The sequence below is a fragment of the Amycolatopsis acidiphila genome, assembly GCF_021391495.1.
In the GTDB taxonomy this organism is placed as follows: Bacteria; Actinomycetota; Actinomycetes; order Mycobacteriales; family Pseudonocardiaceae; genus Amycolatopsis_E; species Amycolatopsis_E acidiphila.
The window spans coordinates 189,752-206,025 of the sequence record NZ_CP090063.1; the positions used below are offsets into that span (position 1 = coordinate 189,752).

Annotated in this window: 16 protein-coding genes and 1 tRNA gene; 12 read left to right on the forward strand and 5 right to left on the reverse strand. The window is 69.3% G+C overall.

The features are described 5' to 3' along the window. Positions 1–11: 11 nt before the first annotated feature. The 5 genes from LWP59_RS00960 to LWP59_RS00980 are packed head-to-tail and all read left to right on the forward strand — an operon-like array spanning position 12 to position 5,139. On the forward strand, positions 12–1,877 hold the full coding sequence (locus LWP59_RS00960) for a glycosyltransferase (RefSeq protein ID WP_144632574.1): 1,866 nt from the start codon (positions 12–14) through the stop codon (positions 1,875–1,877). Between the two features lie 23 nt (positions 1,878–1,900). After that, complete coding sequence (locus tag LWP59_RS00965; RefSeq protein ID WP_229857354.1) at positions 1,901–3,091, forward strand: acylneuraminate cytidylyltransferase; 1,191 nt, start codon at positions 1,901–1,903, stop codon at positions 3,089–3,091. Then, positions 3,088–3,957, forward strand: a complete 870-nt coding sequence (locus tag LWP59_RS00970; RefSeq protein WP_144632580.1) for an N-acetylneuraminate synthase family protein — start codon at positions 3,088–3,090, stop codon at positions 3,955–3,957. The genes LWP59_RS00965 and LWP59_RS00970 overlap by 4 nt, the downstream gene beginning before the upstream one ends. Before the next feature lie 55 nt (positions 3,958–4,012). Continuing rightward, positions 4,013–4,696: a hypothetical protein gene (locus LWP59_RS00975; RefSeq protein WP_229857353.1), complete on the forward strand. Its 684-nt coding sequence runs from the start codon at positions 4,013–4,015 to the stop codon at positions 4,694–4,696. Continuing rightward, on the forward strand, positions 4,693–5,139 hold the full coding sequence (locus LWP59_RS00980) for a hypothetical protein (protein WP_144632583.1): 447 nt from the start codon (positions 4,693–4,695) through the stop codon (positions 5,137–5,139). Before LWP59_RS00975 ends, LWP59_RS00980 begins: the two co-directional genes overlap by 4 nt. 478 nt (positions 5,140–5,617) lie before the next feature. Here the strand turns inward: LWP59_RS00980 and LWP59_RS00985 are convergent, their stop codons facing one another. Further along, entirely contained in the window at positions 5,618–6,172 is a 555-nt protein-coding gene (locus tag LWP59_RS00985) for a bacterial proteasome activator family protein (RefSeq protein ID WP_186383008.1), read from the reverse strand. Positions 6,173–6,378: 206 nt separating this feature from the next. On the opposite strand from LWP59_RS00985, the gene LWP59_RS00990 reads away from it, so the two are divergent. After that, positions 6,379–7,578, forward strand: a complete 1,200-nt coding sequence (locus LWP59_RS00990) for a cysteine desulfurase-like protein (protein WP_144632589.1) — start codon at positions 6,379–6,381, stop codon at positions 7,576–7,578. Here the strand turns inward: LWP59_RS00990 and LWP59_RS00995 are convergent. Both LWP59_RS00995 and ypfJ read right to left on the reverse strand, forming a co-directional pair. After that, complete coding sequence (locus tag LWP59_RS00995) at positions 7,575–8,552, reverse strand: NAD(P)H-quinone oxidoreductase (protein ID WP_144632592.1); 978 nt, start codon at positions 8,550–8,552, stop codon at positions 7,575–7,577. The two genes, LWP59_RS00990 and LWP59_RS00995, sit on opposite strands and share 4 nt — an antisense overlap. A 32-nt stretch (positions 8,553–8,584) precedes the next feature. Beyond that, positions 8,585–9,505 carry a KPN_02809 family neutral zinc metallopeptidase gene (gene ypfJ / locus LWP59_RS01000; protein WP_144632595.1) on the reverse strand — a complete coding sequence of 307 codons (921 nt, stop codon included), beginning with the start codon at positions 9,503–9,505 and terminating at the stop codon, positions 8,585–8,587. Between the two features lie 475 nt (positions 9,506–9,980). Here ypfJ and LWP59_RS01005 point away from each other — a divergent pair, with 475 nt between their 5' ends. The 4 genes from LWP59_RS01005 to LWP59_RS01020 all read left to right on the forward strand — a co-directional run bounded on the left by LWP59_RS01005 (position 9,981) and on the right by LWP59_RS01020 (position 12,471). After that, a complete protein-coding gene (locus LWP59_RS01005) occupies positions 9,981–10,445 on the forward strand; it encodes a MarR family winged helix-turn-helix transcriptional regulator (RefSeq protein ID WP_144632598.1) in 465 nt (154 codons plus the stop codon). A 20-nt stretch (positions 10,446–10,465) separates the two neighbouring features. Next, positions 10,466–10,550, forward strand: a tRNA-Ser gene (locus LWP59_RS01010). A 401-nt stretch (positions 10,551–10,951) separates the two neighbouring features. Beyond that, the gene (locus tag LWP59_RS01015; RefSeq protein WP_144632601.1) at positions 10,952–11,782 is read left to right on the forward strand and encodes a transposase family protein; all 831 of its coding nucleotides are present in this window, start codon (positions 10,952–10,954) and stop codon (positions 11,780–11,782) included. A gap of 512 nt (positions 11,783–12,294) precedes the next feature. Next, positions 12,295–12,471 carry a hypothetical protein gene (locus tag LWP59_RS01020; protein ID WP_186383009.1) on the forward strand — a complete coding sequence of 59 codons (177 nt, stop codon included), beginning with the start codon at positions 12,295–12,297 and terminating at the stop codon, positions 12,469–12,471. A gap of 36 nt (positions 12,472–12,507) precedes the next feature. On the opposite strand, the gene LWP59_RS01025 is transcribed toward LWP59_RS01020, so the two are convergent. Together LWP59_RS01025 and LWP59_RS01030 are read right to left on the reverse strand one after the other, a co-directional pair. Continuing rightward, a complete protein-coding gene (locus LWP59_RS01025; RefSeq protein WP_229858271.1) occupies positions 12,508–13,689 on the reverse strand; it encodes a hypothetical protein in 1,182 nt (393 codons plus the stop codon). Between the two features lie 71 nt (positions 13,690–13,760). Then, on the reverse strand, positions 13,761–14,540 hold the full coding sequence (locus LWP59_RS01030; RefSeq protein WP_144632604.1) for a FadR/GntR family transcriptional regulator: 780 nt from the start codon (positions 14,538–14,540) through the stop codon (positions 13,761–13,763). A 198-nt stretch (positions 14,541–14,738) separates the two neighbouring features. On the opposite strand from LWP59_RS01030, the gene LWP59_RS01035 reads away from it, so the two are divergent. Together LWP59_RS01035 and LWP59_RS01040 are read left to right on the forward strand one after the other, a co-directional pair. Next, positions 14,739–14,897 (forward strand): hypothetical protein, encoded by a 159-nt coding sequence (locus LWP59_RS01035; protein ID WP_186383010.1) that lies wholly within the window; start codon positions 14,739–14,741, stop codon positions 14,895–14,897. 131 nt (positions 14,898–15,028) lie between these two features. Beyond that, entirely contained in the window at positions 15,029–16,228 is a 1,200-nt protein-coding gene (locus LWP59_RS01040) for an aKG-HExxH-type peptide beta-hydroxylase (protein WP_144632607.1), read from the forward strand. The last annotated feature ends 46 nt before the right edge of the window (positions 16,229–16,274 follow it).

A 16,274-nucleotide genomic window follows, 5' to 3' on the forward strand; every position in this document is an offset into this window, starting at 1 on the left:
TGTCGAGCGACATGACCCAGAACGCGGTTGCCGAGCCGGAGAACCGGTCGGGAAGCCAGGGCGGCGAGCCGGGGCGGCTGCTGGCGCAGCGCACGTTCTTCGCCGCGCGCTCCTTCCCCGCTCCGGACGCGATGTACGCGGCCGCGACGCTGGGTGCGGTTGTCACCGAACGTGACCGGGTGACCGTCGAGCCGCACGCGTACGTCACCACCAACACCTACTTCGGCCGCTTTCCGGCGAGCTACTGGCAGCGCTACACCGAGGTCGCGACCTGCGACGTCGAGGCCGTGGTCACCGGCTCGGGCAAGCTGCTGATCAGCGCGTCGGACAGCAAGGGCGACTCCCGCACGGCGGCGAGCACCGTCGTCGAGGGCGCCGACCACGAGACCGTCCGGCTGACCGCGCCGATCGACCGGTTCGTCGACGGTGGCGCGCTGTGGCTCGACATCGAGACCGGCGGCGAGCGCCTGGTCGTGGAGGACGTGCGCTGGACGGTGGCGAGCGCGAAGGCGCCGCGCCCGGTCTCGGTGGTCATCTGCACGCACAACCGCGCCGACTACTGCATCGAGACGCTGACCGAGCTGGCCGAAGACCCGGCCGTCCGCGACTACGTCGCCGCGGTGCACGTCACCGACCAGGGCACCGACACCGTGGAGTCGCGCGAGCGCTTCGCGTACGTCAAGGAGCTGCTCGGTGACAAGCTCCGCTACGTCCGCCAGCCCAACCTCGGCGGTGCCGGCGGCTTCACCCGCGGCATGTACGAGACGCTCGAGGCCCCGGGCGGCGAGGACGCGCACGTCCTGCTGATGGACGACGACATCAAGCTCGAGTCCGACACCATCCTGCGGATCAGCGCGCTCGCCAACTCCACCACCGAGCCCGCCGTGGTGGGTGGCCAGAACCTGTGCGAGCTGCACCCCGACCAGCTGTTCGTCGACGCGGACATCGCGAACCTGCCGAAGCTTCGTGCCGGGATCGACCGCACGGACTCGCTGTCGCAGCGCAGCATGCTCGAGCACAACCAGGACCGCCGCGTCGACGCCACGCACAACGCGTGGTGGTGCTGCCTGATCCCCGCCGAGGTCGTGCGGGCCATCGGCTACCCGCTGCCGATCTTCTTCCAGTGGGACGACGTCGAGTACGGCCTGCGGGCGCGCGGCGCGGGCTTCTTCACCGTGACCCTGCCCGGCGCCGGGGTCTGGCACCAGGACCTGCACTGGAAGGGCTGGGACGACTGGGCCCGCTACTTCCACTACCGCAACGGCCTGATCACCGCGGCGCTGCACCACCAGCTGCAGCCCAAGGACATGTTCCAGTTCCTGCTCAACGAGTTCATGGAGACGCTGGCCTCGATGCAGTACGGCCTGGCTGCGACCATGATCAAGGCGATCGAGGACTTCCTGGACGGCCCCGCCGGCCTGGCCGACGGCGGTGCGAACGTGGTGCAGGCGATCCGGATGCTGCGTGCCGAGTACCCCGAGACCCACATCGTGCCCGCGGCGCGCGCCGGTGTCCGGGCCGACCACATGCCGATCGTGCGCGCGGGCTTCGAGCCGTCGAGGCCGACGCTGGTGATGCTCAAGCGCCTGGCCATGCAGTACCTGGACAAGCCGGGCGGCAGCGCGGCGGTCCGCGCCGGTGACGAGCACTGGTGGCACGTGTCGCTGTTCCGCACGGCGGTCGTCACCGACTCCTCGCAGACGGGTGTGCGGGTGCGCCGGCTGGACAAGAAGCTGATGACCAGGCTCGGCAAGCAGGGCCTGGCAGTGCTGTGGCGGTTGCGGCAGGAGGGGGACCAGACGGTCCGCCGCTACCACGAGGCGCAGCCGCAGCTGACCAGCAAGGAGAACTGGGAGCGCCTCTTCGGCGGCCGATGAGCGGGTTCCGTACCCTCACCCACGTGGCTGAACGAGAGGGGACCCGCGTCCTGGCGGTCGTACCCGCGCGGGGCGGCTCGAAGGGTGTGCCGGGGAAGAACCTCGCGAAGGTTGGCGAGGACCCGCTGATCGCGCGGGCGGTGCGGGCACTGCGCTCGTCCGCCCGGGTCGACGAGGTCGTCGTCAGCACCGACAGCACCGAGATCGGCGCGGCCGCGCGGGCGGTGGGTGCCGCCGTGCTGCCGCGTCCGGACGAACTGTCGGGCGACGTGGTGTCCTCGGAAGCGGTTCTGTTGCACTCGCTGGACGTGTTCGAGGAAGAGCACGGGTACGCCCCCGAGGTGGTACTGCTCGTGCAGTGCACTTCGCCGTTCATCGCCACCGAGACGGTCGACAACGTCGTCTCGCAGATCCTCGACGAGGGCTGGGACTGCGCCTTCACGGCCGTACGCGTGCACGAGTTCCTGTGGCAGCGCGACGACGAAGGCGGTGCGGTCGCGGTGAACCACGACGCGGCGGTACGGCCGCGGCGTCAGGAGCGCACGCCGGAGTTCCGCGAAACCGGTGCGGTGTACGGGATGCGCGTTCCCGGCTTCCGCGCGGCGCGGCACCGGTTCTTCGGGCGCATCGGGCTCGTGGAGACGCCCGCGAAGCACGCCATCGAGATCGACACCCCCGAAGACCTCGCGATCGCCCGCGCGCTGGCGGCGACGATCGAGCCGTCATCCGCCGAGGTCGACGTGGACGCCGTGGTCACCGACTTCGACGGCGTGCACACCGACGACCGCGCGCTGGTGCTGCAGGACGGCACCGAGGGCGTCATGGTCAGCCGGTCCGACGGGGCGGGCGTCGCGCGCCTGCTCGCCGCCGGGATCCCGCTGATGATCCTGTCCGTCGAGCGGAACCCGGTGGTCGCCGCCAGGGCGGCGAAGCTCGGCGCGGAGGTGCTGCACGGCGTCGGCGACAAGGCCGCCGTGCTCAAGAACTGGCTCGCCGAGCAGCGGCTGGACCCCGCCCGGGTCGCGTTCGTCGGCAACGACCTGCGCGACCTGGAGGCGATGGCCCTGGTCGGCTGGCCCATCGCGGTGCAGGACGCGCGGCCCGAGGTCCGCAACGCGGCTCGCCTGGTGCTGAGCAGGCCCGGCGGGTCCGGTGCGGTCCGCGAGGTGGCCGATCTCGTCCTGCACGCAGTCGAACGGAGGAAAGAACAGTGACTTCTGCCGTGCGGATCGGCGACCGAGTTCTCGGCGCGGGGCACCCGGTGTACACCGTCGCGGAGATCGGCATCAACCACAACGGCGATGTGGAGATCGCCAAGCGGTTGATCGAGCTCGCCGCGAACGTCGGCGCGGACGCGGTCAAGTTCCAGAAGCGGACGCCCGACATCGCGACCCCGCCGGACATGCGCGACACGTTGCGCGACACCCCGTGGGGGCAGATGACCTACCTCGACTACCGGTACCGCGTGGAGTTCGGCGAGTCCGAGTACGAGGCGATCGACGGGTACTGCCGCGAGCTGGGCCTCGCCTGGTTCGCCTCGCCGTGGGACGTGCCGAGCGTGGAGTTCCTGGAGAAGTTCGACGTCGTCACGCACAAGGTGGCCTCGGCCTCGCTGACCGACATCGAACTGCTGAAGGCGTTGCGCGATACCGGGAAGCCGATCATCGCCTCCACCGGTATGTCCACAATGGACGAGATCGACGCGGCGGTCGAGGTGCTGGGCACCGAGCGGCTGGTGCTGCTGCACGCCACCTCGACGTACCCGTGCCCGCCGGAAGAGGCGAACCTCCGCATGATCAACACGCTGGCCGACCGGTTCGGCGTGCCGATCGGCTACTCCGGGCACGAGCGCGGCCTGCAGGTGTCGATCGCCGCGGTGGCCATGGGCGCGTGCCTGGTCGAGCGGCACGTCACGCTGGACCGGACGATGTGGGGCTCGGACCAGGCCGCGTCGCTGGAGCCTGACGGCCTGCGGCGGCTGGTCCGCGACATCCGCAACGTCGAGCTGGCGCTCGGCGACGGTGTCAAGCGCGTGTTCCCCGGCGAGGAGGCCCCGCGCCGCCGTTTGCGCCGGGTGTGACGCCCGACGGGCGGTTCGTTACAGTCTCCCGGTCGATCGGTGAAGGGTGGGAGCTGTGCACCTGGCAGAGGCTGCACCGGAGCAGGCGGACGCGTCTCGACAGCTCGACGTGCTCCGGGACCTGCTCGCCTCGTACGCCCGTGGCAGGCGGGTCGAGACCCTGACAGTGGTGGGCAACGCCCCGCTGACCCCGGACACCGAACGGGCCGCCCTGATCGACGGCAGTGACCTCGTGCTGCGGATGACGACGTTCGCGCTCGACGAGCCCGGCGGGCAGCCGGCGTACGGCCGCAAGACCGACGTCGTCGTCGTGCACCGCGGCGTGCTGGTCAGCCCGCACACGTTCGCCGACTACAAGTCCCGGCTCTACCTGCTGGCCGAGCCGGGACGGCTGCACTGGGAGCCCGAGATCATCCCCGGCTGGTGGCCAACGGACCTGGGGTTCGTGCCGATCCCGAACCGGCCGTTCGTGCGCCCGCTGGGGCGCCTGCTGGGGCTCGACCCCGAGCAGGCGATCTGGGCGACCACCGGCACGCTCGTCGTCTACCTCGCCGTCCGGCTCTTTCCCGAGGCCAGGATCCGGATCACCGGGTTCTCGATCCTCGACAAGCCCGAGCAGACGACGTTCGCGCACGCGTGGGGCCAGGACGTGAACGTGACCGGAGACCATCGCCTGCACGCCGAGTCCGCGCTGCTGCGCTCGTGGCGTGACAACGGAGAAATCGAGTTGATCCCGTGAGCACCGTGAAGAAGCTGGGCAAGGTCGCCGTGTTCCCGCTGTGGAAGCGGATTCGCTGGCGGATCGAGAACGTGGCCGACCAGCGGTACGTGCCGCAGCTGGACGACCTGCGCCGCCAGGTGGACGCGTTGCGCGGGGAGCTGCACGCGATCCGCGACGAGCTGCGTGGGCACACCGACCGGCGGGCCGACGAGCTCGACGGCCGGGTCCGGTGGCACGACGACGAGATCAACCGCCTGTCCGCGCACGTCGCGGGCATCGACAGCCGGGTCGCGACGCTGGAACGACCGGGCGGTGGCAACGCGCAGGCCGCGCCGGACCTGGAAGACGCGCGGGCCGAACACGCACGTATCCGGGCCCGCGTCTCTGCCGTGGCGCAGTACGAGGAGCGCCTGGCCCGGGTGGAAGAGGCGTTGACGAAGGATGGTCACCGCAGCAACTGAGGTCAGACCCGGCGCCCCCGGCCGTCCGGCGTTCGGTCGCGGGGCCTGGCCGGCGGCCTCCTGGCGGCGGTCCCGGTCGCCGTCACCTTGTTCCGGACCGGCCTGAACCACGACATCCGGTTCGTGCTGGGATTTCTGCGCACCAGCGACATCGGCCCGGTCGGGGTCTTCGCGCACCGGCTGCTCCTCGCGCCGATGAGCCTCGTTCCGTCTGTGCCCTCTCGCCGAACTGGGACTTCCTGCAGCCGGAATGGGTGGCCGGGGTCTTCTCGACGCCCGCGGTCGCCGGCGCGCTCTGGCCGAAGAGACTGTGGGTGGCCGCGGTTCTCGGCGGACTGGGCCCCGCGCTCGCCGTCCTGGTGAAGTACACGACGGCGCCGACGGCTGGCGATCGGCGTGGTCCTGGTGGTCGACCGGCGGCGGGCGCTGTCGGCGACCGTCGCGGCGGTGCCGATCGGGCTCGCGCCGGCCCTGACACCTACAGGTACTGACCGGTGCCGCTGATTCCCGGAGCATGGCCTTCGGGGCGGCCGGAGGTGCCCGGCGGCAGGCCTCGGCGCATCTGCTCCAACTGCACGCGAGCGGCCATCTGCTGCGCGAACAGCGCTGTCTGGATGCCGTGGAAGAGCCCCTCCAGCCAGCCGACCAGCTGGGCCTGTGCGATCCGCAGCTCGGCGTCCGACGGGGTCGAGTCGTCGGTGAACGGCTGCACCAGGCGTTCGAGCTCGCTCTGCAGCTCCGGCGCGAGCGCCTGCTCGAGCTCCCGGACCGACGTCTGGTGGATCTCGCGCAGCCGGTTGCGGCTAGCGTCGTCCAGCGGCGCGGCGCGGACCTCCTCGAGCAGCTGCTTGATCATCGTCCCGATGCGCATCACCTTGGCCGGCTCTTCGACGAGGTCACCGACGGATTCCTGGGACTCCTCGTCGCCCGCCGGCATCCGCGCCGTGCCCACCGGGGCACCGTCGGGGCCGACCACCAGCACGTGCTGCGCCTGCTCGTCCGACTGGGGATTGAAGTTGTTGGGCTCCGTCATGACTCCGTCCATGGGCTTCGGCGACGCTGGTGCGACGTTCCCGAGCCTAGTCCTTGCGCCGCGGCCGGGTGTCCCACCCGAGGCCCGGACGGGCAAGCGCGACGCGGGAGCATGCCGCGAGAGGACCGATCGGGCACGGGGCGTCCCGCATACACATAGCCCAACCCCGGACGCGCAGCGAAATTACCCCTCCGTACGGTGTGCCCATGGCGTTCGACGTCGCTCGAATTCGTGGGTTGTTCCCCGCGCTGGGTGACGGCTGGATCCACTTCGACGGCCCTGCCGGAATGCTGGTACCCGAACAGGTGGCCTCGGCCGTGTCGACGGCGATGCGTGCCCCGGTCTCCGGACCCGGTGGCGCGTTCCCGGCATCCCAGCGTGCGGAGAGCATAGTGACCGCTGCCCGGCGGGCGGTGGCCGACCTGGTCGGCACCGACCCGGCCGGTGTCGTGCTCGGTCCGAGCGCCGCCGTCCTGATGCGCCGCTTGGTCGAGGCGGTGAGCGACCGCTGGCAGCTGGGCGACGAGGTCATCGTGTCGCGGCTCGACGAGCAGGCGAATCTGGTGCCGTGGCAGCGCGTGGCGAAGCGCATCGGTGCCATCGTGCGCTGGAGCGAGATCGACATCGAGACGTGCGAGCTGCCCGCGTGGCAGTACGAGAGCCTGATTTCCGCGCACACCAAGGCCGTCGCCATCACGGCCGCGTCCGGCTCGGTCGGCACCCGGCCCGACGTGCCGACGGTGGTCGAGTTCGCGAAGCGGGTCGGCGCCCTGGTCGTGGTCGACGCGACCTACGCCGCGCCGTTCGTCCCGCTCGACCTGCCGGAGCTGGGCGCGGACGTGATCGTGGTGTCCGCGCAGTCGTGGGGCGGGCCGGCCGTGGGCGCGCTCGCCTTCCGCGACCCGGAGATGATCGAGCGGCTGCCCTCGGCGTCGCTCGACCCGGACGTCCGGGGTCCGGCGCGGCTCGAACTCGGGCCGCACGCGTACCCGTTGCTGGCCGGGCTGATCGCGTCGATCGACTACCTCGCCGGCCTCGACGACGCGGCCACCGGCTCCCGGCGGGAGCGGCTGGTGACCTCGCTCGGCTCGGCGAAGTCCTACCACGCCGGGCTTCTCGCGCAGCTGAGCTCGGAACTGCGCGCGCTGCCGCACGTGATGGTCATCGGCGACGCGATGCGTCGCATTCCCGCGCTCGCCTTCACGGTGGCGGGCAAGAAGGCGCCGGAGATCGCGGACCACCTGGCCGAACAGGGCCTGTGCGCGTTCGCCGACGACGGGACCAGCGGGGTGTTCGCGGCGCTCGGCGTGGGTGAGGTCGGTGGCGCGGTGCGCATCGGCCTGGCCCACTACTCGAACGTCTTCGAGGTCAACCAGCTGGTCCGCGTCCTCGAAGAACTCCGCTAGCCCTTCGCGGCCAGCAACACCTTCCCGAACACACCACCCTCGTCGAGCGCGCGGTGTGCGTTTCCGGCCTCGGCCATCGGGAGTATCTGACCGACCACGGGCTGGATCGAGCCGTCCTCCACCAGCGGCCACAGGTTCGCGCGCACTTCGGCGACGATCTCGCCCTTCTCCGCCACCGGCCGGGCCCGCAGCGTGGTGCCGGAGACGCTCGCGCGCTTGCCCATCAGCCTGCCGAGGTTGAACTCCGTCTTGGTGCCACCCTGCATGCCGATGATCGCCAGTCGCCCGTTGCTCGCCAGCGCGTCGATGTTGCGGTCCAGATAGGACGCGCCCATGTTGTCGAGGATGACGTCGGCGCCGCCGGTCTCCTTCTTCAGCACCTCGACGAAGTCCTGCTCGCGGTAGTTGATGGTGATGTCGGCGCCGAGCTGGCGGCAGCGCTCCAGGCGCTCCGGGGACCCCGCCGTCACCGCGACAGTCGCGCCGAGGGCCTTGCCGACCTGGATCGCGTGGGTGCCGATGCCGCCGGCGCCGCCGTGTACCAGCAGCACCTCGCCCTCGGTGAGCCGGGCGATCATGACCACGTTCGACCAGACCGTGCACGCGACCTCGGGCAGCGCCGCGGCCGTCACGAGGCCGAACTCGGCGGGCACGGGCAGCAGCTGCACGGCCGGCACGACGACCTTCTCGGCGTACCCGCCGCCCGCCAGCAGCGCGCACACCTCGTCGCCGACCTGCCAGCCCTCGACGCCCTCGCCCAGGGCCGCGATCGTGCCGGAGCATTCGAGGCCGAGGATGTCGCTCGCGCCGGGCGGCGGCGGGTAGTGGCCCTGGCGTTGCAGCAGGTCGGCCCGGTTCACCGCACTCGCGGCGACCTCGACGAGCACCTCGCCCTGGCCGGGTTCGGGATCCGGGACCTCCGTCCACTCCAGGACTTCGGGGCCGCCGGGTTCACGAAAGGTGATCGCACGCATACGCCCGACCCTATCGCGGGAGCGGGTGGGATTCAGCCCAGATCGCGGGCGCCGAAGGTGTCGCAGCGCGCCGGGTCGCCCGTGGAGAAGCCGGTGTTGAACCACTTCTCGCGCTGGGCGGAGGTGCCGTGGGTGAACTGTGAGGTGTCGATCCGCCCGTTGCCGAGGTTCTGCTGGATGTAGTCGTCGCCGATGCGGGACGCGGTGTCGAGCGCGCGTTGCACGTCGTCCTGCGTCACGTCGGTGATCAGGGGCCTGCCGCTCGACGAAGGTGTGGTGGTGGCGTGCTTGCCCCAGACCCCGGCGTAGCAGTCGGCCTGCAGTTCGAGGCGCACCGAGCCGGAGGTCGGTCCGCTGCCGCTGCTGACGCGGTCGGAGGTGCCGAGGAGGTCCTGCACGTGGTGGCCGTACTCGTGTGCCAGCACGTACGCCTCGGGGAAGGGGCCGCCTTCGGCGCCGAAGCGGGTTTGCAGCTCCTGGAAGAAGGAGAGGTCGATGTAGACCTCGGAGTCGGCCGGGCAGTAGAACGGCCCGGTGTCGGAGGTGGCGCTACCGCAGCCGGTGCGAACGCTGCCGTTGAAGAAGTTCGTGGTGGCCTTGCGGTAGGTCCGGCCGGAGCGGGCGAACTGGTCGGTCCAGTAGTCCTGGATCGAGTTGATCATCGCGACGACGGCGCAGTCGTGGTTGCGGTTGGCGTCCGCGCCGGTGTGGCACTCCTGGGAGAGGCTGCCGGCGCTGACCTGCTGGCCGGAGCCGAGCTGGCCGAGCCCCACGTCGCTGCTGCCCGTGGTGCCCACGCCGCCGAGCTGGCTGAGCACGAAGTAGATGAGCACGCCCACCACGCCGAGCCCACCGCCACCGAGCGCCACCCGGGGACCTACGCCTCCGCCACCGCCGCCCCGGAGGTCGGAAACCTCGGAAGTGTCGAGCCCGGCGTCGTCATCGAACCTCATGGTTCCGGAAGCCTAGCCAAAAAGGCCCGGGTGCGGCGCCTTGAGGCCGCACCCGGGGTTGTACCGAGGTTGTCACTGTTGGGGCGGTTGGCTGCCTCTCAGGCCGGCGAGTTTCGCTCTGCCGGTGCTCACGCAGAGGTGGCACCGATGCAGGCCAGATCCTCGCCGTGATGCGCGAGAGGTAGATCGAGCGCATGGCGTTGACACCCGTGCTGCTCACGTCGCGACCGAGCTGAGGTTCACCAAATCCCGGTCGTGGGTCCACAGCCGGCAGTCAACCGCGGGGAATCAATCGTCATTGAACCACCTGACCTTCCCCGGCGGCGGGTCCCGCGCGGTGCACCCGGTAGTGCGCCGGTTGCCGCGGAGCTCGTCCTCCGATGCTCTCCAGCATGCGCCTTTCGGGCGCCGGTCTCAACCGTTCCGTTATCCCACTTCCGGGGATAATCGCCATTCACCGCTATCGTTCCCGGGCATGGGTGATGTGCGCTGGCTGACGCCGCCGGAGCAGAGCGCGTGGCGGGCGTACGTCGTGACCTGGCTGCGGTTGCGTCAGCGCCTGCACCGCGAGCTGACCGACGCGCACGACGTGTCACTGACCGACTACGAGGTGCTCGTGGTGCTCGACGTCCAGGACGGTGGCCGGATGCGGATGTCGGACCTGGCGCACGAGCTGGGTTCGACGAAGAGCCGGCTGTCGCACCAGGTGGGCCGCATGGAGGCCGAGGGTCTCGTGCGCCGCGTCCCCGACCCCGACGACAAGCGAGGGGTCATCGCGGAACTGACACAGGCCGGCAACGCCCTCCTGACCGATGCGGCGCCCACCCATGTCCACGGAGTCCGGCGGCACCTGATCGATCTGCTGACGCCCGAGGAGCAACTGGTGATGAGCGCGGCCTTCACGCGGGTGCTCGAACACCTGAAGGACCTGCCGGACTGAGGAGCTACCCTGCACCTACGGGAAGCGTGGCAGAGCGGCCGAATGCACTCGCCTTGAAAGCGAGCGTGGGGCAACCCACCGGGGGTTCAAATCCCTCCGCTTCCGCTCGCTTGAGCAGGGATTTTGCCGGGCGGTGCCATTGCTGGCGTCACCCGGCGAAGGCCCAGGGTTGCAGTTGACCCCTGTGGCGGGACCGTCGGGACGGGAACGGGGGTCGTCCTGTGGCAGCACTCCGCCGGGTTCGTGACACCTTCGCCATCGTGGCAGTCACGTGGGTCTGCGGCTTCGTCGCGACATTCCTTGACACCTTCGGAGATCTGCTTGGGTGCGCCGAGTTCGCAGCCATTGAGGTGATCTCATCAAGTTGTGGTGTTGGACGCCGAAAAAGCGTAGGCAAGGCTATGCGGGCGGGTTGCAGGACGCTGAGCTGAGCCCTGGGAAGACGGGCGGGGAGCCCCTGGTAAGACTGGATTTGCGAAGATCAAGTCCGGACCAGGAAGCTCCCCGTGATCACCTATCATGCCATCCTCGACGTGCCCGGTGAACTGGCTCAGTACCTGGGCAGACTGCTGCATGCCGAGCGCCGCCGACGTGGCACCCGCAAGACGACCCGCGCGTTGAGCTGCTTCGCCCAGGCGGTGCTGGGCCTGCGCTGGTTCCGTCACCACGTCGATGTCACCGCACTGGCCCGTGATCACGGGATCTCGCGCGCCACCGGCTACCGGTACCTGGACGAGGTCATTACCGTCCTCGCCGATCAGGCGCCGGATCTGCACGACGCATTGCGGAAAGCCAAAGACGACGGCATGACCCACCTGATCTTGGACGGCAAGGTCTTCTCCGCCGACCGTTCTGGCGAGCAGGCCACCAGCGTGAAAGGGAAGCAGATCGACGCGTGGTACTCGGGAAAAGCTCACCAGCACGGTGGCAACGTTCAAGCGCTCTCGGCGCCGACCGGGTTTCCGTGGTGGGTCAGTGACGTCGAGCCCGGCTCGGTCCACGATCTGACCGCAGCCCGGCAGCACGTGCTGGGCGCCTTGTACTGGGCGGCATCGCAACTGGATCTGCCGACGCTGGCCGATGGCGGCTACACCGGCGCCGGCATCGGAGTGTTCACCCCGATCCGGCAACCCGCCGAGGGCCACGTCCTTGACATCGACAACCGTACCTACAACGCGCTGCTCCGGGGCCTGCGATGTTTGGGCGAACGCGGCTTCGCTCTGCTCACCGGACGCTGGCGAACGCTGAGCCACATCACCGCGAGCCCACGCAAGATCGGTGACATCGTCAAAGCCTCGCTCGTGCTCACCCATTACGAGCACGGCAAGATCACGTGAAAGTCGCTGAGATCACCTCATTGAGACCGTTGTCTTTCTTGCGGTAGGCGGAATCGCTCTCGTTTGGTCGCGTTTCCGCAACCATCGGCGCGAGCGGAGATTGGCGCGGTTGCGCGAAGAGAATCGGCAATTCGACAACCCGGCCTCGCCCTAACCAGCGCTTTAGCAAGGGTGTCGACCACAACCCCGGCCTGTTGCTTCCAGGCCGCGGCGTGGCCGTGCGAATCAAACGGCTACCGGCTGCCCTGCTGAGCCGTCGTCACCGTCGTCTTCGTCCGACCAGAGCAGCCCGCCGATTTGGTCGGTAATCGAGGTCATCAGCTCGGTTGTCATGTGCTGGTATCGCTGCGTCATTCCGACGTGGCTCCAGCCCATCACTTCCCTGACGGCCCGCCGCGCTGACGAATCCCCACCCTTCGTCCTGCCAGAGGTTCGCTGCGGCTTCGTGCTCCCGCATTTGGTCAGCCTGATGATCCTTCAGCGCGGTCACAATCGGTTCTGGCATTGCGACCGTGCGCCGTCCGGCCCGGGACACCGAAGCGGTTCTCGCGCGGTATGCGCCGGTGGACGCCTACGAGTTCGCCGACACCGATGCGCCCCTCGGCGACGGCCTGCACCCCACCTTGCTCCTGGCCCCGGGTGCCGTCCAGTCGACGGTCACCGCCGCTGCGCACCACTGCGACCTCTGAGCACGGCTGCATCCGGCGCCTCAGGCTTGAGCGCCCTCAACCGCCGCCCTTGCGCCACAACAACACCACGCCGTGGCCGGGCAACAGCCACGACCGGACTTCCAGTTCCGGCAGGTCCTCCGCCTTCAGCCAGCGCGTCGGCGCGGTGTTCGAGCGGAACGTGAAAGGCGCGATGTTGAATTGGAAATCCCCCGCGCCGTCGAAGTCCAGTTCCTTCACCGCGAACGTCACGCGGTCGACGTAGCACGGGTACGGCGCTTGCCAGTAACAGAAACCTTCGTCGATGCGCTGCAGCGAAGTCGCGCGGACCGACAGGCGTTCGATGGCCTGGACGGAACGGTCGTCGTCGGCGATGTCGCTCAGGTCGCATTCGAAGATGCGCAGATCGGCGAGGTGTTCCCGGGGGCTCTGCCGCGGCAGCGCGCCCATGTCCTCCCGGAAGAACGACAGGTAGTCCGACCAGTTCTGGAACTTGACCTCCCGCAGCCGCAGCTTGCGCGACTCCGCCACGTGGTGCCGGTCGTCGTGGTCCAGGTACTCGATGCCCAGCCGCACCGACGGCAGCATGTCGTCCACCGAGCTCTGGAACAGCTCACTGTCCGGCACGAACCACAGCTCGAACAGCGGCAGCTGGCAACCCGAACTGATGGAGTCGCGCAGCAGCGCGTTACAGGTCGCGAAGATGATGAACCTGTCCACCTGGACGTTCTTCTTGAAGCTGTAGGTCACGGCGAGCGTGAAGTGGTACAGCTCGTGGTCCACGGCGCGCAGTTCGACGTTCACCCCGGTGTGGGTGCTGATCGTGAGATCCCCGCCGAGCGGCCGCCGCCCCTCGCCGCCCAGCACGCCCGTCATCACATCCCGGTTGGCGTCGTTCGCGCCGTAGATCGACTCCAGGAACACCTCCATGACCTGCTGGGGGAGCAGTGCTTCGACGATCCGCGGCCCGGCGATGCGCGCGAGCTCGGCCGCGATCCAGCGGCGGAGGACCAGCTCGTACGCGCCGAGCGCGCCGCCTGCCAGCAACAACACCGGAAATGTCAGCTCGAGCAGGCGGTGCAGTGCCGCCGACCAACCCGGCACCGGCGTCCAGAACACGACCGCGAGCAGCGCGGCCACCCCCAGGAGGACCAGCGACACCGACACCGTCCGCACGCGCCGCCGGTGCTCCGGCGGGCGCGTGTCATCGGCGGGCTGCTCGCGTTCCCCAGCCTTCACTGCCTCTCCGCCTCGTCGACAACAATCGTGTGCGGAAAGGGGAGGAACGCGATAGACCCGTTCGGATTAAATCAGTGCCGGTGCCAGCGTGGTTCGTCCTCCGAGTCGTAGACGTACGTGTTGAGCGCGGCACGCTCGTCGACCGGCGTGCCGGCCTGGCTGGCGAGGTCGTTGTAGAGCCCGAGGAGGTGCGTCGTCATCGAGACGCGTGCGCCGCCCTCGTCGTGCCGCTTGAGGAACCAGGCGACCTGGTTGTGCTCCGTCGCCGACCGGTTGTGCAGCTCAGCGGTGCCGTAGCTGGTGCGGCGGTATCCGCGCAGCTTCGGCACCAGGGACCGGTAGACCTGTTCGAGCAGCTCGTTGTGACTCGCCCTGACGACCGCCGCGTGGAACTCTTCGTCGGTCCGCAGCAGCTCTTCCTTGTCGTCGTTCGGGGCCGTCTGATGGTCCTTCGCGCGCTTCGCGATCTCGTCGATCTCACCCTCGTCGGCACGCAGCGCGGCCAGGCTCGCGGCCGTGGCTTCCAGCGCGATGCGCACCTCGATGAGGTCGGACTCGCTGACGCGCGTGTCTAGCACCAGCGCGTCCTCACGGTCGACGAGGTCGGTGGACCGGACGTACCAGCCGCGGCCACGCATGACCTCGACGATGCCCTGCAGCTGCAACCGTTGCAGCGCGGTACGCAGCGAGCTTCGCGCCACCGCCATCCGCTGCGCGAGCTCGGGTTCGGTGGGCAGCCGGTCGCCGGCCTTGAACCGGCCACTCTCGATCAACTGGCGGAGCTTGTCCTCGATGAGCTCCGGCAGTGGCTTGCGAGTGTCCGGTGAGAGCGCCCAGCTCTCGTCATCCATGATCGGCCTTCTCCACCTCGTACGGGGCCCCGAGCGTTCTCGTCAGGCTAGCAAGGGCAGACAACAGACGCAAGTTGTCTGTCTACAAGTTGTAGCTTGACAGACAACCGACAGCCAGGGGATCCTATTTTCACCGAGGTGGCGGGCAAGCTTCCCTGCCGGCCCGTCACCCCGGCTCTTCCCGAAGGAGGTGTCGTCGTGAGCTCGCAAAACCTGCTGATTGTCATCTTCCTGATCGCAATGGGCGTCGCCCTGATCGGGTGGCGGACGGTGTTGGTGATGACCCTGACGGCCGGCGTGACCCTGGCCGTGCTGGGTCTGGTTGAAATCGTCGCCCTACTCAACGCCGCCGCGTGAGCGTGGGGTGACGGGGTAGCCGAAGACTGTTGTCAGACAAGTCTTCGGCAGAGGTGGCTGAGTGACCAAGGGACCGGGCGGGTACTTTGACCCGGTCCAGAGGTCGCTCCCCCTAGCCGGAAGCCGCGTGGATGAACCTCAGTTCCGACTGGCCCGACGCCACCGCGGTGCACGCGGCGCTCGCTCCCGCGGGCGCGCTGCTGGCCGAGCGTCGCGCGTTGTACCAGCTCGCGGTCGAGCTGTTCGCGCCCGGCACGCCGCCGGTATCCGACGGCCGGCTCGACAACCCGCTCTTCCGGTTCCGGGTGGGGGAAGCGCTGGCGGATCGCATTCCCTTCGATCCCGCCGCCGACGACGAGCTCGACGACGTCGTCACCGAGCTCGACGGGCAGTTGAAGGTGGCCTCGGGCGCCGACGCCGACGCGAAGCTCGCCGACGCGCTCCGCATCATCCACGGCCAGAGCGGTGCCCCCGGTGTGCCGCCGCGGCTGCTGACCGACGCCGACGGCGAGCCCTTCCGGGACGCGATGGACGTCGTCGAAGCGGGACTGGCGCGGTTCCAGGCGGTCAGTCCCGGGCTGGCCCAGGACCTGTTGCCGCACACCGCGCTGCTGGTCGTCCTCGACCCGGCGACGTCCAACGGTCTCGTCTCCGCCTCGTCGCGACTGTTCCCGGGACTGATCCTGATCGACCGCCCGTCCTGTCCGTACGACGTCGCGGAAGCTCTCGTGCACGAGGGCGCCCATCAGAAGTTCTTCGACCTCGCGATCACGCGCGACTTCCTGCGCGTCGACGCGGAAGACCGCGTCTTCACCCCTTCGTGGTCCGGCGCCCGGTGGCCCCTCGAACAGGTCGTCGCGGCCTTTCACGCCTACGCGCTGCTGGCACAGTTCGCCGAGGATGTGACCTCTTCAGGCGAAACCGGCCAAATAGGCCGAAACTCGCTCCTGCCGTTCGCCCGGGCGCGGGAAACCGAGATCGGCCGCTGGCTGCTCGGCACCGAGGAGTCGCTGGAGTGCGACGCACGGTGGCTGCTCCGAACTCTTCTGCGTGAGGACGGCAACTCGATCCGGGCAGCGGAACCGACGAGTTCTGTCCCGGACGGACGTTATGCACTGAAACCTTTCGTCAGAATGGCAAGAATGGCCACCGGTCGGGTGCTGCTGGCGAGCCCGGGCCATCCGCCGCAGCTGCATTGGCTCAACGACAACGCTGCCGAGGTCGTCGACCAGCTGGGACAGGAGCCGTTGTCGATGAGCGCGCTGGGCCCGGAAAAGGCCCGGATTCTGTCGGGGCTCGTCGATTCCGCGCTCGTCCACCGGATCCAGTGAAAAGTGACGGATGGTGGCCTCGCTGTCGCTGTGTGATCGTTGACAG

Bases quoted from the DNA above. Each gene is read 5' to 3' on its own strand.
- LWP59_RS00985 (WP_186383008.1), bottom strand. From the start codon at position 6,172: ATGACGGAGCCCAACAACTTCAATCCCCAGTCGGACGAGCAGGCGCAG.
- LWP59_RS00995 (WP_144632592.1), bottom strand. From the start codon at position 8,552: ATGCGTGCGATCACCTTTCGTGAACCCGGCGGCCCCGAAGTCCTGGAG.
- LWP59_RS00990 (WP_144632589.1), top strand. From the start codon at position 6,379: ATGGCGTTCGACGTCGCTCGAATTCGTGGGTTGTTCCCCGCGCTGGGT.
- ypfJ (WP_144632595.1), bottom strand. From the start codon at position 9,505: ATGAGGTTCGATGACGACGCCGGGCTCGACACTTCCGAGGTTTCCGAC.
- LWP59_RS01005 (WP_144632598.1), top strand. From the start codon at position 9,981: ATGGGTGATGTGCGCTGGCTGACGCCGCCGGAGCAGAGCGCGTGGCGG.
- LWP59_RS01040 (WP_144632607.1), top strand. From the start codon at position 15,029: ATGAACCTCAGTTCCGACTGGCCCGACGCCACCGCGGTGCACGCGGCG.
- LWP59_RS01030 (WP_144632604.1), bottom strand. From the start codon at position 14,540: ATGGATGACGAGAGCTGGGCGCTCTCACCGGACACTCGCAAGCCACTG.
- LWP59_RS00960 (WP_144632574.1), top strand. From the start codon at position 12: ATGACCCAGAACGCGGTTGCCGAGCCGGAGAACCGGTCGGGAAGCCAG.